This window comes from Paenibacillus sp. EKM10P, from assembly GCF_011800655.1.
GTDB lineage: Bacteria > Bacillota > Bacilli > Paenibacillales > Paenibacillaceae > Paenibacillus > Paenibacillus polymyxa.
In genome coordinates this window covers 1-556 of sequence record NZ_JAALET010000071.1, presented here as the reverse complement: position 1 = coordinate 556, position 556 = coordinate 1, and the positions used below count along the sequence as shown (strand labels likewise).

General features: G+C 56.5%; 1 rRNA gene. It reads left to right on the top strand.

The annotated features are described in order from the left end of the window. Positions 1-556 (top strand): 16S ribosomal RNA (locus HFE01_RS26445); the annotation flags it as partial.

The following is a 556-nucleotide window of genomic DNA, read 5'->3' as shown; positions in this document are numbered from 1 at the left end:
TAGCGGCGGACGGGTGAGTAACACGTAGGCAACCTGCCCACAAGACAGGGATAACTACCGGAAACGGTAGCTAATACCCGATACATCCTTTTCCTGCATGGGAGAAGGAGGAAAGGCGGAGCAATCTGTCACTTGTGGATGGGCCTGCGGCGCATTAGCTAGTTGGTGGGGTAAAGGCCTACCAAGGCGACGATGCGTAGCCGACCTGAGAGGGTGATCGGCCACACTGGGACTGAGACACGGCCCAGACTCCTACGGGAGGCAGCAGTAGGGAATCTTCCGCAATGGGCGAAAGCCTGACGGAGCAACGCCGCGTGAGTGATGAAGGTTTTCGGATCGTAAAGCTCTGTTGCCAGGGAAGAACGTCTTGTAGAGTAACTGCTACAAGAGTGACGGTACCTGAGAAGAAAGCCCCGGCTAACTACGTGCCAGCAGCCGCGGTAATACGTAGGGGGCAAGCGTTGTCCGGAATTATTGGGCGTAAAGCGCGCGCAGGCGGCTCTTTAAGTCTGGTGTTTAATCCCGAGGCTCAACTTCGGGTCGCACTGGAAACTGG